Raw genomic sequence first — 14,965 nt, 5'->3', positions numbered from 1 at the left:
CACTGAGGCACTGAGGCACGCGTCCATGGCCGCTGTTTAGGAGACCGTTCGATGCGCGTCCAAGCCAAAGCCTATATCGACCGATGCGGATTGAGCATCAATCCTCCACGATCTCCGCGGACGATAATTCGCTGGCGATTTTGACCAGCGCCGACAGCAGCGGGTTCTCGTCGTCGCGGCGCCAGACCATGAAGAGCTCGACCGGGACGCGGTTGCGCAGCTTCAGCGGCCGCAGCCGCACGTCGGAGATCTTGAGGCCGGCGGCCGCGGCCGGCACGATGGCAAGGCCAAGGCCGGCGCGCACCATCGCCAGGATCGAATGGATCTGGCTGAGGTGCTGGACATAGCGCGGCAGAATGTCGGCGCGGGTGAACAGCGCAACCAAGAGGTCGTGGAAGTAGCGGCTTTCATAGGGCGAATACATCACGAAGGGCTGGTCGTCGAAGTCCTTGATGGTGATGTTCTCGGCATTGGCCAGCGGATGCTTCTTCGGAATGGCGGCGAGCAGGGGCTCGGCGACGACGCGGCGGCTGGCAAGCTCGGGCCGCGCGATCGGCGGGCGCAGCAGGCCGGCATCGATCTGGCCCGAGGTGAGGGCCTCGAACTGGTCACCGGAAACCATCTCCTTCAGCGAGAAGTCGACCTCCGGCAGCTTGGCCCGGCAGGCCGCGATCAGCTCAGGCAGGAAGCCGTAGGCGGCGGCGGCGGTGAAGCCGATCTTGAGCGAGCCGGTCTTGCCGAGCGCGATGCGGCGAGCCACTTGCGAGGCGCTTTCGGCAAGCTTCAGGATACGGCGTGCCTCGGGCAGGAAGCTGCGGCCCGCCGGGGTCAGGCGCACCGACCGGCTGGTGCGCTCCAGGAGCGGCGCATCGATGATGTGCTCCAGCACCTGGATCTGCCGGGACAGCGGCGGCTGGGTCATGTTCAGTCGCGCGGCGGCGCGGCCGAAATGCAGTTCCTCCGCCACCGTGACGAAACAGCGGAGCTGGTTGAGGTCGAACATCGATACATGCCTTAGATGAATAAGGCGTTTCCCCGGCACTTCTAGCATCGATCACCTCCAAAAACAAAGACGGCGGCTTTTGAGGGCCGCCGTTGAGTTGCCTGGTCAAGCTCCCATGGGAGCCCTCAGGAGGAACGTTTGAGCGTCACCCGCTCGATCTTGCCGACGATGACGAGATAGGCGAACGCCGCCACCAGCGCGTTGGCGCCGACGAACACCAGCGCGCCGTTGAAGGAGCCGGTCGCGGCGAGGATGTAGCCGATCACGATCGGCGTGGTGATCGAGGAGAGATTGCCGAAAGTGTTGAACAGGCCGCCGGAGACGCCGCCGGCTTCCTTCGGCGAGGTGTCGGAGACGACAGCCCAGCCGAGCGCGCCGATGCCCTTGCCGAAGAACGCGAGCGCCATGAAACCGACCACCAGCGCCTGGCCGTCGACATAGTTGCAGGCGATGATCGACATCGACAGCAGCATGCCGCCGACGATCGGAATCTTGCGCGCCATGGTCAGCGAGCCGGTCCGGCGCAGGATCGCATCGGAGATGATGCCGCCGAGGACGCCGCCGATGAAGCCGCACAGCGCCGGCAGCGTCGCGACGAAGCCGGCTTGCAGGATCGACAGGCCGCGCTCCTTGACGAGATAGACCGGGAACCAGGTCAGGAAGAAATAGGTCAACGTGTTGATGCAGTACTGGCCGAGATAGACGCCGAGCATCATGCGGTTGGTGAGCAGCTGGCGGATGTGGTCCCAGCCGGAGCCGGCCTCGGGCGCGCGTGCCCGCTTCAGATCGTCCTTGGGCGCATCGAGATCGACCAGCGCGCCGCCATCCCTGATGTAGTCGAACTCGGCCTCGTTGATGCCGGGGTGCTCCTTCGGTCCGTACACGGTCTTGACCCAGACCAGCCCCATGATCACGCCGAGACCGCCCATCACGAAGAATACGTAGCGCCAGCCGTAATCATGGGCGATCCAACCCATGAGCGGCGCGAAGATCACTGTCGCGAAATATTGCCCTGAGTTGAAGAACGCCGACGCGGTGCCGCGCTCGTTGCCGGGAAACCAGGCCGCGACGATGCGGGCATTGGCGGGGAAGGACGGCGCCTCCGCGACGCCGACCAGGAGGCGAAGCGCGAACAGCACGGCGACGGCAGCGCCGGCGCTGAGGAATCCGACCCAGCCCTGCATCATCGTGAACAGCGACCAGACGATGATGCTGAAGGCGTAGACGAGGCGCGAGCCGTAGCGGTCAAGCAGCCAGCCACCCGGCACCTGGGCGACGACATAGGACCAGCCGAAGGCCGAGAAGATCCAGCCCATGGCGACCGGATCGAGATGAAGTTCCTTGGAGAGGGCGGGACCTGCGATCGAGAGCGTGGCGCGGTCGGCGTAATTGACCGTGGTGACCAGGAACAGCATGGTCACGATGAATAGCCTGACGCGAGACCTCTTCACGTCCGTTGCGGACACCACTGCGCTCATCAGGCGCCTCCTCGAACTCGAATTGTTTCCTCGCTCCGACTCCTAGAGGCGCGCGCGGGAAAGTGTCCAAGTTGAAGGGGGTATCGATTGATGCCGGTTTTGAATTGATGGAACGACGGGGTGTGGAAACGAGCGTGAAATTGCGAAAATGCAGGCGCGATGTTGAGGGTGACGAGCTTGCGCCAGGCACACCACTGTCGTTCCCCGCGACCCGGCTACGCCGGCGTTGAGGTCCAGGGGCGCCGAAGCTTTAGCGTAGGCGGCAGGCGGGGAATCCCGCAGCTTCTCGATTCAATCAGCCTGCCGTGGAGTACTGGATCGCCCGCCTGCGGGCGATGACACCGCGTATGTGGAGAGTGCGAGTTCGCAACACGGCGCGGTGGGAGATTGCTTTGCTTCTACTGCTGCGTACCGCCCAGCAGCGGCGGCAGCAATCCGCGCGTGACACCCGGCGGCACCGCGTCCAGGCCAAGCACGGCGCTTGCGGCGGGCAGCGTGGCATCCGCCATCGCCGCGTGGCCTTCGGCGCTCGGATGCACGGCGCCGCCGTAAACCGCCGAGAGCACGCCCCAGGTCGCGTCGTGGATGTCATTCGGCTGGCTCGCCGCCGGCAATCCCTGCGGATAGGTCATCGCTGCGAAATAGCTGTCATTGGCATCGCGGATCCAGCGGGCGCGCGGTAGATAGGTGCGATACTCCGAGGCGCCGCGGCCGCACAGCATCGGCTGGCTCGCCGCCGACACGATGTCCGGATTGAAGCTCTGTCCGTTCTCGGCAAAGCAGGTGCGGTCGAATTCGGGATCGCCTCCGGCATGCGCGCAGAAGCCGTGATCGGCAAACGCGGCCTGGTGGGAATCGACAAAGGTCATCCGGTCGGCCTCGGGATCGCGGCACAGCGCACCCTGCGTGCAGGTGGCCAGCCCCTTCAACTGCGGCAGGAACTCGGTGTCGACGAAGGTCGAGACGCGGGCGAGGCGCTGCGGATCGGCGCTGAAAGCGGGGTGGATGTCGAAGCCGCTGCGGCCGCCGCGACAGGGCACGCCGCCGTCGGCGAGCGCCGGATTGGCGTAGGAGACATAGACCACGTGCGAGAGATCGCCGCCGAGCAGCGGCTTCAGCGCCTCGCGCAAGCGGACGAAATTCTGCGGCAGCTCGCGCTGGAGCGCGTCACGGGAATCGTCGACGCTCGCCATCACCCCGGAGCGGCGGAACAGTGCGCGTTCGGTCGCGGTGTCGACGATGACGTCGGCGACCAGGCCGGAGAAGTAGACGTCGTTGGCGCCGATCGAGAGCAGCACCAGATCGAGATTGCGATCCGGCTGACGCTTCTTCGCGGCGGTCAGTGCCTCGCGCAATTCGGCGACCTGCGCATTGACGCTGGTGTTGCAGACGCCCGACTTGCCGGGCGGGCACTCGCGGGCGCGCTGGGAGCCGAGCAGCCCGTCGCTGATGCTGGCGCCGGTGCAGGCGAGCGGCAGATAGGTGACGGCGATATGGGTGTAGCGCACCGCCAGCGCGAGCGCGGTGCGGGCCTGGTAGCTGTAGAGCGAGCGGTGGCACGGCGAGTTGAACCAGAGCGCGCCATAGCGCTGCCAGTTGGCGAGCGTATCCGGCGCCTCGCAGGCGCGTCCGCCCTTGAAGCCGGCGCGGCTCGGCCGGTAATACTGTCCGCCGCCGGTGCCGAGATAGGAGCGGAAGCAGAAGCCCTCGTCCGACAGCGCCAGCGCCCGGTCCGGATTGCCCTCGCCGGAGGCGATGCTGTCGCCAAGGCCGGCAATGAAGATGTCGCGGACCTGGATCTCGGTCTGAAGGCGCCGGGTCGGATCGGAGCCGGAAGAGACGTCGACGGTTGCGACCGTCTGCTTGCCGTAGCGGACCCGCAGATTGACCGGTTCGGCGCAGTCGAAGGTGGAGGATTGCGGCCCGTCACCGTCGTCGAACGACCAGGCGCAGGTGGCGCCGACCGGCACCGCGCCGGCCAGGCGCACGGCGATGGGGTGGTCGACCGGGGTGAGGTAGTTTTCTTTGACGTTGTCACGGGTGCAGGGCTGGTTGACCCGGCCCTGCAGATCGATGCAGAGCCGATTGACCATGTTGCGGGCCCAGCCACGGCCTTCGCTTTGCAGCTCCAGCGACTGCTCGGCGGCGAGAATGCTGCGGTTACGGGCATTTTCGACATGCAGCAGGAAGTCGCGTTCCTCGCGGAACAGTCGGAAGCGGTTGCGGACCTCCCAATTGATCTGCATGGCGCCGGCATCCTGCGCGAGGACGCGCTGAAGCGGCAGAACGGTGAGGAGCCCGGCCAAAAGCAGGGCACCCGCAAGGAAACGGCGAGGGGAAACTGGGGTCATGGCCCGCGTCTTCAACGGCAAAGTTGAGGCGGAAATAAGAGAGCATAGCCCCTGGCCGGCAATCCTCTCGCTGTGGCCTTTGCGGGCTTCCGGCGCGGCCGCTGGCCGACTTTACCGTTTGCTGGCCTGGCGCACCAACCGTTCGCGCTCCATCGGCGTCACCTCCTTGGGCAGGTTGGCCTGAGCGCAAGCTTCCGCCAGTCGTCGCCGTTCCTGCCAGGGCCGCACCACGTTCATCCAGAGCTCTCTTGTGCCCATAATGGAAATGGCGAGACCGAACGGGATCACGAAATAAAGGATACGGAAGACCAGCAGGGTCGCGAGCAGTTGCTCGCGGCCGAATTCGGGCAGCGCCACCAGCATGGCGGCGTCGAACACGCCGATCGAGCCGGGTGCGTGGCTGGCGAAGCCCAGCAGCGTCGCCAGGATGAACACCACCGCGAGCGACAGGAAGTCGATCGGCGGATCAGCCGGAATCAGCAGGTACATCGCGAAGGCACAGAAGCCGAGATCGACCACGCCGATCAGGATCTGGACCAGCGTCAGCGGCGCCGACGGCAGCACCACCTTCCAGCCCTTCTGGCCGAGTTCGCGGCGTTTCTCGCCCATGCTGAGCCAGATCAGATAGGCGGCGATCGAGGCGAGGCCGCCGCACGCGATCAGCCGGTTGATCGACGATGGCAGCTGGTCCATGTAGGACGCCGCATCCGGATGGATGGCCATGCCGATCGACAGCACAAAAATGTTACCGAGCCAGAAGGTCAGGCCGGAGAGGAAGCAGATCTTGGCGACGTCGATCGCGTTCAGCCCGTAATCCGAATAAATTCGGAAGCGGATCGCACCGCCCGTAAATACCGTGGCACCAATGTTGTGGCCGATCGAATAGGACGTAAAGCTCGACAGCGCTGCGATGCGATACGGCACGTGTTTCTTGCCAATCGTTCGCAGTGCAAAAAAGTCGTAGAAGGTCAGCGTACAGAACGCGAAGAAAACGCAGATCGCGGCGAGCCCGATATGTCCGCGGGGAATATCGGCCAATGCGGTCAGGATGACGCCGGTATCGATGCCTTTGAGGGTCCGCACGAGCGTCGTAACCGCGAAGGCGATGATCATCACGCTCGCGGCAACCCCCAGCCGTCGCCAGCCGATCCATCTCTTGAAGCCGCGTTTCAGCGCGGGCAGCAGTCCGTGCATTCATCCTCCCGGCGGGGGGCAAGGCCGGCCGGGCCAGACATTGGCCGGTCGGTTGCGATCACTTGCCCGAGGCGGGCGTGGATCACTAGGCATGATGTAGCCCATTTAAGGCAAAAACACCGACTTGTGCAGCCCTTGACAACAACAGGTTCTGGGCCGGACCCGCCGTTTTGTCATACGTGGTTCACATGGCCGGCGCGTTAGGCATATGAGTCGAGGGCCACGCCTCGACTGCGCCCCCGTTTTTGCAAATGGTCTCAAATCCTGCGCTCGCAAGCATTGTTCCGGCGCAAACGACGCAGACTTTTTTGGAACGACGGCGCTGCGCACCGGTTAGGCTCCATCAGCAATCGAACACGGCGAAATCGCGGCTTTTGTTCAAGCCGACGCTGTCGTGTTCCCCAAGACTTCTCGAGGATTGGAACGATGGGACTGTTCACCAAAGACATCAAGACCATGAACGACCTGTTCGTGCATCAGCTGCAGGACATCTATTACGCCGAGCAGCAACTCACCAAAGCGCTGCCGAAAATGGCAGATAAGGCCACAGATCCGCAGCTGAAGCAGGGCTTTTTGACGCACCTTGAAGAAACCAGGCAGCACGTCACACGGCTCGAGGAAGTGTTCAAGATGCACGGCGTTTCGGTGAAGGCGGTCGATTGCCCGGCCATCGACGGCATCATCGAAGAGGCGGAGGAAACCGCGGGCGAGGTCGCCGACAAGGCGGTGCTCGATGCGGCCCTGATCAACGCGGCACAAGCCGCCGAGCATTACGAGATCGTCCGCTACGGCAGTTTGATCGCCTGGGCCAAGCAGCTCGGCCGCAGTGACTGCGCCGCCGTGCTTGCCAAGACGCTCGAGGAAGAGAAGGCAACCGACAAAAAGTTGACCACGCTGGCCGAGAGCAAGGTGAACTTGCGGGCGGCGAGCTAAGCCGGAGTAGCCCTCAAGAGCGCCGCGCGGTTTTCCCGCGCGGCGCTTGCGTTTCGGGTATACATCATTCGGTCGTTGTCGAAACATGACAACGGGAGCGCGGCGTAGAGTTGGCATGGGGCTGCAACCGAGGCGTCTTGCTCGGTAGCGTCGAGAAGGCGCGCTTCACCAATCGCTAATCATATCGGCTGCGGTGCTGCTGCTGGCCGCCTGCGTGATCGGCCTTGGCGTCATCGCGCAGGGGCGAGAAATGTGAGCGGCCACACACATTCTCTGTTCACCAATCCGGTAACCGGCGCCGCGCCGGTTACCGACTGTCCATCTCTGCCGGCTCTAGTGCCTGATGGAACAGGGGCCGGCGATGTATCAAGTTCTGTTTTGTCTCACGGACCAGCATGATTGGCGGCTGGTCGCACTCGGCGGCGCCGTGTGCCTGCTGGCGAGCGCGGCGGCAATCAGTCTGTTTCATCGGGCGCGAGCGGCAAATGGCGGTGCCCGCCTCGTGTGGATCACGCTCGATGCTGTCGTGACGGGTTGCGGCATCTGGGCAACCCATTTCATCGCGATGCAGGCCTACGGGCCCGGCGCCGGTGGCGCCTACAACATCCCCGTGACGATCCTTTCGCTGATCTTTGCGATTGCGGTCACCTTCATCGGTCTCAGTATTTCGGTTTCGACGACGCGCGGAGCTCTGGTCGCGCTTGGCGGCGCTGTCGTGGGTGGCGGCGTGGCAGCCATGCATTACACCGGCATGATGGCGTTCGAGATTCCTGCCCATGTCGGTTGGACCGCCGGCACCGTCGCGGTATCGATTCTGCTGGGCATTGTCCTTGGATCGTCCGCCCTGTTCGTCGCGGGGCGGAGCGACAGCCTGTCCAACGCGTTGGGCGCCACGATCCTGCTCACCGCTGCCATCGTCTCACACCATTTCACCGCGATGGGCGCACTGCAGTTGACGCCCGATCCGACGCTTGCAATCAGCGGCCTTGCGATCCCGCCGGCGTCGTTGTCCATCATGACCGCCAGCGCGGCCGTTGCCATCATCGCTATCGCGCTCACGGCCGCCGTGCTCGACCGTCGCGCCAAGGGCGAGATCGGGCGCCAGCAGATCGTGCTCGACACGGCCCTCGAGAACATGTCGCAGGGACTGTGCATGTTCGATGCCGAAGGCAAGATCATCCTGTTCAACGAGCGTTACGCGGCGATGCTCCGCCGCTCCGACATGCAGCTGACCGGCCGCCTCCTGCTCGATATTCTCCGCGAGGAGGCGGCCAAGGGCCAGTGGAACGGTGATGCCGAACAATTCTTCGCGCGCCTCGTCGAGGATGCCCGGGAGGGACGGACAACGACGGACGTCGTTCGCCGGTTCGAGCGCTCGATCCGCGTCGTCAACCAGCCGATGCGGGGCGGCGGTTGGGTCGCAACCTTCGAGGACATCACCGAATGGTTGGACGCGCAGGCCAAGATCTCGCACATGGCGCGTCACGACGCGCTGACCAATCTACCGAACCGCGTGCTGTTCCACGAGCAGCTCGACCAGGGACTGCGTCGGGCGGCCGCGAACGACCAGCTCGCGGTGTTCTGTCTCGACCTCGATCACTTCAAGGACATCAATGATTCGCTCGGCCATCCCATTGGCGATGCGCTGCTGAAGCAAGTCGGCCAAAGGCTGAAGGCGACGGTCGGCGAGCACGACACCGTGGCCCGTCTCGGTGGCGACGAGTTCGCCGTGGTCCAGATCGGCCGATCGGAGGAGGCTGCAGCGCGGGCGCTCGCAAGACGAATCGTCGAGGTGATCTCCGCGCCCTACGAGATCGCGGACCATCAGATCGTGATCGGCGTCTCGATCGGCATCTCATTGTCGCCGCAGGACGGCAGCAATCCGGATGAGCTGCTGAAAAACGCCGACCTGGCGCTATATCGCGCCAAGGCCGACGGCCGCGGCACCTATCGCTTCTTCGAAACCGGTATGGATGCGCGCGCGCAGGCCCGGCGCCTGCTGGACATGGATATGCGCGCGGCGCTGCAGCGCGATGAGTTCCAGCCGTATTATCAGCCGATCCGCGACGTCGTCAGCGATCGCGTTGTCGCCTTCGAAGCGCTGTTGCGTTGGAATCATCCGGAGCGCGGCCTGATCTCGCCCATCAACTTCATTCCGCTCGCGGAGGAGACCGGCCTCATCGTCCAGCTCGGCGAGCTCGTGCTGCACCGCGCCTGTGCGGATGCCGCGACCTGGCCGGATGATATCGGCGTCGCCGTCAATTTGTCGCCGGTCCAGTTCAAGAGTCCGAACCTGATTGCATCGGTGACGGAGGCGCTGAGGAATTCGGGGCTCGCAGCGCGTCGCCTCGAGCTCGAGATCACCGAATCCGTACTGCTCCAGAACAGCGAGGCGACGCTGACCACGCTGCACGATCTGCGCGCCATGGGCGTGCGGATCTCGCTCGACGATTTCGGCACCGGCTATTCCTCGCTGAGCTATTTGCGCAGCTTTCCCTTCGACAAGATCAAGATCGACCGCTCCTTCGTGTCCGAGCTTGCCACGCGCGAGGATTCCGTCGCGATCATCCGCGCCGTCACCGGCCTTGGCCGCAGCCTCGGCATCGTCACCACGGCGGAGGGGGTCGAAAACGACGCGCAGCTCGAGCTGCTCCGGCGCGAGGGCTGCACCCAGGCGCAGGGCTATCTGTTCAGCCAGCCGCGGCCCGCCTGCGAAGTCGGGATGATGCTGGATCGGCCGCGGCTGCGCGCTTCGGCTTAGTTGGGCTTGCCGCCGCGCAGCGCGAAATGCGCGCCGCAGAAGGCCATCACGGCACCGAGACACAGCGCCGCGAGGCCCGCGAGCACGCCGGAGACGGTCGGAAGCGGGCTCGGCGCCGAGGCCGCTTGCCCGGCGCCGGCGAGCAGCAGCACGCCGACCACGATCAGGAACTGGCGCATCCGCTGCGGGATCTGGCCGGAGACGGCGCTCTGCATCAACGTCGCCGTGAAATAGCCGCCGGAAAATCCGACCGTCGCGATCAGCCACCAGGCGATCGCAGCGCCGGTCGGCATGAACTCGTGCGGGTCGGAGCGCCAGAGGCCGCCGAGGTCGAGCCCGTAGCGCGCACCCAGCATGTGGACCGCGAGCGCAAGCAGTACGCCCGCGATCGCAGCAGCCCCGAGAATCAGGCGGCGCGGAAAATAGATCGTCTCAGCCATGCCTCGCTTGTAGGATGGGAAAGGGCGATCGTGCAAGCGGATCGCAAGCGGGATCGGGTGATGCAGATGTCGGACGGGCAGGGCGGATCGGTCACGAGCTACGCCTACAAGGCGTCGCTGATCGGTTCGGCGCATCGCTTCGAGCTGACGGACGAAGGATTGTCCTGGCACATCGCCGGCCGCTTCGGCCTCTGGCGCTATGACGAGATCAGTGCCATCAGGCTGTCGTTCCGCCCGGTCTCGATGCAGCAGCACCGCTTTCGCGCCGATCTCAGCCATGCCAAGGGCGGTCGCATCGCGATCCTGTCGACGAGCTGGCAGACCGCGGCGCTGATGGCGCCGCAGGACAATGGCTTTCGCGACTTCATCGTCGCGCTGCACGCGCGGATGGCGAAGGCCGGCAGCCGGGCCGAGCTGACCGCCGGCCTTGGCCGCAAGACCTATGCCGCCGTGCTCGCCTTCCTGGCGCTGCTGGCCCTGGCTATGGCCGGGCTGTTGATCCGCGCGCTGCTGATCGGCGAGTTTGCCGGCGTGCTGTTCATCCTCGGCTTTGCGGCGCTGTTCGTCTGGCAGGTCGGCGGCTTCGTCCGGCGCAACCAGCCGCGCAGCTACAGTTTTGATCAACTGCCTCGCTCCTTGCTGCCCTAACGTCTGCAATGCGCCGCAATCAAAATTGACTTCGCCGCCGCGCGCGCTTCCCGCATCGTGCCGCGATGAGGTCAATGAATCGCAGCACGCGCCTGCCGACGGCGGACGAGATCGCCGAGATCAATCGCATCCATCTGATCGACACGCCGCTTGTGCCGGCCGATCTCTTGTTTCTGTTCGGCACCCGCGAGGATGTTGCGCTGCGTGTCGAAACCGCCGCGCGGCTGTGGCGCGAGGGCTTTTACCGCTGGTCGATTGTCAGCGGCGGCGTCACCCCGGGCTCGGAGCAATCCGAGTGCGCCATCATCAAGGCGGCGATGGTCGCAGCGGGCATTCCGGCGGACCGGATCCTGGAGGAGCACGCCGCGATGAACACCGGCGAAAACGTGATCTTCTCGCTGCCTGTTATCGATGCGGCGCTGGGCCTGCGCAACATCCGCAGCGTGATCTGTCTCGGCAACACCTGGACGGCGCGGCGCTATCCGATGACATTGCACCGGCATTGGCCCGAGGTGAGCAAGCTGCTGCTCACCGTCGACAGCTTTGCGACGCCGCGCACGCTCTGGCATACCGATGCCGAATTTCGTCGCCGTGTCCTGCACGAATGGGACAAGATCGAGCCGTACAAGGCGAAGGGCTTTATCGCGGAATGGCCGGAGCGCTGACGGCGAGGGGCTACTCCGTCGAGTCGAAATCCTCCTCCTTGGTGCCGAGCAGCGACACGATCGTACGCAGGCCGGAATCGAGCTGCTCGAACGAGGGTGGGGCAAGCGCGAGTCGCACCGCATTCGGTGCATGGCCGTGCGCGACCGCGAAGGTCGAGGACGGCGTCAATGCAATGCCGCGCCGTGCCGCCGCGGCGACGAAGGTCTGCGAGCGCCAATGCGGCGGCAGCGTCAGCCACAGATGATATGAGCGCGGATCGGCCGAAAGCTGGTAGCCGGCGAGCAGCCGTGCCGCGGTCTGCTGGCGCCGCGCCGCGTCGATGCGCTTCAGCCGCGTCAGCTCGGCGACGGTGCCGTCGGCCATCAACCGTTGTCCGGCGGCGAGTGCGTGGCCGGAGGCGATCCAGCCGCCGGTGCGCACCGCGCTCATCATGCTTTCGCGCAAGTGCGGCGGCGCAACGAGGATGCCGAGCGCCAGGCCCGGTGCAACCTTCTTGGAGAGGCTGTCGAGCACGATGCAGCGGTCCGGCCCGAGCGCTGCAAGCGGCGTATCGTCGGCAAGAAAGCCGTAGACGGTGTCCTCGATGATGGTGAGATCGAGCTTCTCGGCGACGCGCATGATGTCGGCGCGCCGCGTCGCGTTCATGGTGACGCCGAGCGGATTCTGGATGATCGGCTGCAGATACAGCGCCGACAGATGCGCTTCGCGATGCGCCTTCTGGATCGCATCGGGCCGCGCGCCGAATTCGTCCATCGGAATCGGCACCAGCGTGATGCCGAGCCGCGCGGCGATGCTCTTGACGTAGGGGTAGCTCAGCGCTTCGACGCCGCAGCGGCCGCCGGTCGGCACCAGCGCTGCCAGCGCGGCGGCGAGCGATTGCTTGCCGTTGGCGGTGAAGAGGATCTGCTCGGCCTGTGGCGCAAAATCCTTGCGGGCGAGATAGGCGGCGGCCGCAACGCGCGCGCTCTTGGTGCCGGTGCTGGTCGATGAGCGCAGCACGGCTTCCAGCGCATCGACGCGCTCGAGCCCGGCGAGGCTCTTGGCGATCATCGCCCATTGCTGCGGCAATAACGGATAATTGACCTCGAAATTGATCCGCGCGTCGGCCGGCTCGGCGATGGTCTCGACCTCGCGCCTGATGTCGCCGGAGATGAAGGTGCCGCGGCCGACCTCGCCGACCACGAGCCCACGGCGCAGCAGCTCCGTATAGACACGGCTGGCTGTCGAAACGGCAATGCCGCGATCATAGGCAAAATTGCGCTGCGGCGGCAGCCGGTCGCCGGGTCTTAACGTCCCTTTAGCGATATCTGCGGCAATGGCATCCGCAAGCTTCACGTATTCGAACTTGGACATTATTGCACCGAGAGCAATGTTTTTGTTGCTCCGAGAAATGTACTGGAGCATTTAAGTTCCATCAAGGTCCGCGATGGAGCCGAGGGGAGCGAGAGCAATCCGACGGCACATGAGGTGCAGGCGCTTCCAGCGTTTGCGCCAACGGCATTCGCTTCGCCGCGTAGGACCAATGGCCGGAGAAGAAACATGACCACGATCTCGCAAACTGCCGGGCGGAGCTTACGCCCATCCACCTCGAGCGGATTTTTTGCCACGCTCGTCAATGCTGCCTACGCGCTGTTCGACCGCCTGGAGCGCCGCTCCGCCGTCAAGACGCTGAACGAGCTCGACGACCGCGCCCTGCGCGACATCGGCATCAACCGCAGCCAGATCGAGGACGCCGTGTACGGGCAGTTCAAGGCCGAGCTGAGCCGGTTTCTGTGATCTTGCTCGCCTGCGTCCCGGACGCGCTGCAGTGTTCTTGCGCTGCCGCGCAGAGCCGGGACCCAGGAAGCCGCACGGTGCGCTGAGGCATGGGCCCCGGCTCTTGCTGCGTAGGGTGGGTTAGCGAAGCGTAACCCACCGCTTCTGCCTCCACAGAAGCATCAGTGGTGGGTTACGCCTTCGACTAACCCACCCTACGAGACCGTCCGGATCAAGCCAGTGCAACCTGGCCCCACACACCATAAATTCGATCGTCCTCGGATGCGCCAGGCTTGCGATGCGGCCGCGTTGGAGCGCTACGCTGACGCCCATGCCGGACATCCAGCCGCTGCATCCGTGCTGTGACGCTGCCCGCCAGCATGGCGATCCGCGCCGCCGCTTGTTTGACGACGAACACGACCGTCGTGATGCGACTCAGCACGCCGAGCAGGAACAGCACCGAGAAGATGTCGATATAGGCGAGGAAGTCGCCGATCAACATGAGCTCCGGCGGAATCGGGATGTTGTGATAGTAAGCGCAGATGAGGATGACGACGGGAATGAAGGCGATGACTTTCCGCACCGTCAGCCTGTCGAGCAGCGCAGCAAGTTGCACGACCAGCACCTCCCACAGCGCATCGCCGATTGCGAGCGGGATCTCGTAGGTCCATCTCCGCCAGAATTGCTTCACGCCATTGCTCCCGTTTTAGTGCCGCACCACCAGCACGGAGCATTTGGCATAACGCACCACATGCCCGGCATTGGAGCCGAGGAAATAGGTGCGCATCGCCGGCCGATGCGAGGTCATGACGATCAGGTCGGCCTTCATCTGCGCGGCTTCCTCCAGGATCTCGTGATAGATGCCGCCCTGGCGCACCACGGTGGAGATGTGGGCGGGGTCGATGCCGGATTCGCGGGCGACGATGGCGAGCGCCTCTTCGGAGGTCTGGCGCTGCTGTTCGTCGAAGTCGGCCGGGACATATTCGGCCAGCATCACCGGCGTCATCGGCAGCACGTTGAGCAGCCGGACCGATCCGCTCCAGTTCTGCGACAGCGTCGTCGCGGTCGCGATGGCTGGCTTTGCCAGATCGGTGTCGGCGAGGTCGATGGGCACGAGAATGGACTTGAACATCTGCGCCTCCAAATCTTCCGGTCAGCACGTTCTCCCGGCACGTCGCGCGATCATCCCAGTCGAAGCAGCTTGGGGCTGACGAACAGCACCAGTTTGCCGCGGCGGTAGGCCACGTCCCCCCAATCCTTGACATCAAAGTCGAGGACCGCAAGCCCCGCCGTGGGCAGATTGTCGGCGAGCGCCTTGGCACTGGCCTTGTCGCCGCTGCCCGTCAGCATCAGCGCCGCCTCGTGCATGCCGGGATTGTGCCCGACCAGCAGGAGCCGCTTGGGATTGGCCGGGATCGTTGCAGTGCGAATGGTTTCGAGAATCTGCGCGGGATCGGCGCCATAGAGTTCCGGCAGAACCTCAACCCGCGGCGCTGCGACGCGGTCTTTCATCGCTTCCCAGGCGAGGTCCCAGGTCTGCCTGGCGCGGACGGCGTGCGATACCAGCACGGTCTCGGGGACCGGCGGATGGGTGGCCATCCAGTCGCCCATCTCGGCGGCGTCGCGCTGGCCGCGATGGTCGAGACGGCGGTCCTGGTCGCGGCCGCTTGGCGCGTCGGTCTCGGTCTTGGCGTGACGCAGCAGCATCAAACGGCGCATGGCATTCTCGAATCGTT

General features: G+C 64.9%; 14 protein-coding genes. 5 read left to right on the top strand and 9 right to left on the bottom strand.

The features are described 5' to 3' along the window. Nucleotides 1–97: 97 nt before the first annotated feature. The 4 genes from XH98_RS21645 to XH98_RS21630 all read right to left on the bottom strand — a co-directional run bounded on the left by XH98_RS21645 (nucleotide 98) and on the right by XH98_RS21630 (nucleotide 6,026). On the bottom strand, nucleotides 98–1,003 hold the full coding sequence (locus XH98_RS21645; protein ID WP_271599910.1) for a LysR substrate-binding domain-containing protein: 906 nt from the start codon (nucleotides 1,001–1,003) through the stop codon (nucleotides 98–100). A 125-nt stretch (nucleotides 1,004–1,128) separates the two neighbouring features. Next, nucleotides 1,129–2,481, bottom strand: coding sequence for an MFS transporter (locus tag XH98_RS21640; protein ID WP_271619853.1), 1,353 nt, complete (start codon nucleotides 2,479–2,481; stop codon nucleotides 1,129–1,131). A gap of 398 nt (nucleotides 2,482–2,879) precedes the next feature. Then, nucleotides 2,880–4,832 (bottom strand): hypothetical protein, encoded by a 1,953-nt coding sequence (locus XH98_RS21635; protein WP_271599912.1) that lies wholly within the window; start codon nucleotides 4,830–4,832, stop codon nucleotides 2,880–2,882. A 111-nt stretch (nucleotides 4,833–4,943) separates the two neighbouring features. After that, the gene (locus XH98_RS21630) at nucleotides 4,944–6,026 is read right to left on the bottom strand and encodes a lysylphosphatidylglycerol synthase transmembrane domain-containing protein (RefSeq protein WP_271619852.1); all 1,083 of its coding nucleotides are present in this window, start codon (nucleotides 6,024–6,026) and stop codon (nucleotides 4,944–4,946) included. Nucleotides 6,027–6,452: 426 nt separating this feature from the next. Here XH98_RS21630 and XH98_RS21625 point away from each other — a divergent pair, with 426 nt between their 5' ends. Both XH98_RS21625 and XH98_RS21620 read left to right on the top strand, forming a co-directional pair. Continuing rightward, the gene (locus XH98_RS21625; protein ID WP_057749098.1) at nucleotides 6,453–6,959 is read left to right on the top strand and encodes a YciE/YciF ferroxidase family protein; all 507 of its coding nucleotides are present in this window, start codon (nucleotides 6,453–6,455) and stop codon (nucleotides 6,957–6,959) included. 361 nt (nucleotides 6,960–7,320) lie between these two features. Continuing rightward, nucleotides 7,321–9,720 (top strand): bifunctional diguanylate cyclase/phosphodiesterase, encoded by a 2,400-nt coding sequence (locus XH98_RS21620; RefSeq protein ID WP_271619851.1) that lies wholly within the window; start codon nucleotides 7,321–7,323, stop codon nucleotides 9,718–9,720. On the opposite strand, the gene XH98_RS21615 is transcribed toward XH98_RS21620, so the two are convergent. Then, nucleotides 9,717–10,160, bottom strand: a complete 444-nt coding sequence (locus XH98_RS21615; protein WP_271599916.1) for a hypothetical protein — start codon at nucleotides 10,158–10,160, stop codon at nucleotides 9,717–9,719. The genes XH98_RS21620 and XH98_RS21615 overlap by 4 nt on opposite strands. A gap of 60 nt (nucleotides 10,161–10,220) precedes the next feature. Here XH98_RS21615 and XH98_RS21610 point away from each other — a divergent pair, with 60 nt between their 5' ends. Continuing rightward, nucleotides 10,221–10,808 (top strand): hypothetical protein, encoded by a 588-nt coding sequence (locus XH98_RS21610; protein WP_271619929.1) that lies wholly within the window; start codon nucleotides 10,221–10,223, stop codon nucleotides 10,806–10,808. Between the two features lie 65 nt (nucleotides 10,809–10,873). Further along, nucleotides 10,874–11,473 (top strand): YdcF family protein, encoded by a 600-nt coding sequence (locus XH98_RS21605; RefSeq protein ID WP_271619850.1) that lies wholly within the window; start codon nucleotides 10,874–10,876, stop codon nucleotides 11,471–11,473. Between the two features lie 10 nt (nucleotides 11,474–11,483). Here XH98_RS21605 and XH98_RS21600 read toward each other — a convergent pair whose 3' ends face one another. Further along, nucleotides 11,484–12,827, bottom strand: coding sequence for an aminotransferase-like domain-containing protein (locus XH98_RS21600; protein ID WP_271619849.1), 1,344 nt, complete (start codon nucleotides 12,825–12,827; stop codon nucleotides 11,484–11,486). 186 nt (nucleotides 12,828–13,013) lie between these two features. Here XH98_RS21600 and XH98_RS21595 point away from each other — a divergent pair, with 186 nt between their 5' ends. Then, complete coding sequence (locus XH98_RS21595) at nucleotides 13,014–13,250, top strand: DUF1127 domain-containing protein (RefSeq protein ID WP_271599920.1); 237 nt, start codon at nucleotides 13,014–13,016, stop codon at nucleotides 13,248–13,250. A gap of 211 nt (nucleotides 13,251–13,461) precedes the next feature. Here the strand turns inward: XH98_RS21595 and XH98_RS21590 are convergent, their stop codons facing one another. The 3 genes from XH98_RS21590 to XH98_RS21580 are packed head-to-tail and all read right to left on the bottom strand — an operon-like array spanning nucleotide 13,462 to nucleotide 14,948. Then, nucleotides 13,462–13,920 (bottom strand): hypothetical protein, encoded by a 459-nt coding sequence (locus XH98_RS21590; RefSeq protein ID WP_271599921.1) that lies wholly within the window; start codon nucleotides 13,918–13,920, stop codon nucleotides 13,462–13,464. Between the two features lie 15 nt (nucleotides 13,921–13,935). Further along, on the bottom strand, nucleotides 13,936–14,361 hold the full coding sequence (locus tag XH98_RS21585) for a universal stress protein (RefSeq protein ID WP_057749171.1): 426 nt from the start codon (nucleotides 14,359–14,361) through the stop codon (nucleotides 13,936–13,938). 50 nt (nucleotides 14,362–14,411) lie between these two features. Beyond that, nucleotides 14,412–14,948, bottom strand: a complete 537-nt coding sequence (locus tag XH98_RS21580; protein WP_271599922.1) for a SixA phosphatase family protein — start codon at nucleotides 14,946–14,948, stop codon at nucleotides 14,412–14,414. Nucleotides 14,949–14,965 lie beyond the last annotated feature (17 nt).

The organism is Bradyrhizobium sp. CCBAU 51745 (assembly GCF_028128715.1).
Classification (GTDB): Bacteria; Pseudomonadota; Alphaproteobacteria; order Rhizobiales; family Xanthobacteraceae; genus Bradyrhizobium; species Bradyrhizobium manausense.
The sequence above is the reverse complement of the archived record's forward strand: the minus strand, read 5'-3'. Positions and strand labels throughout refer to the sequence as shown.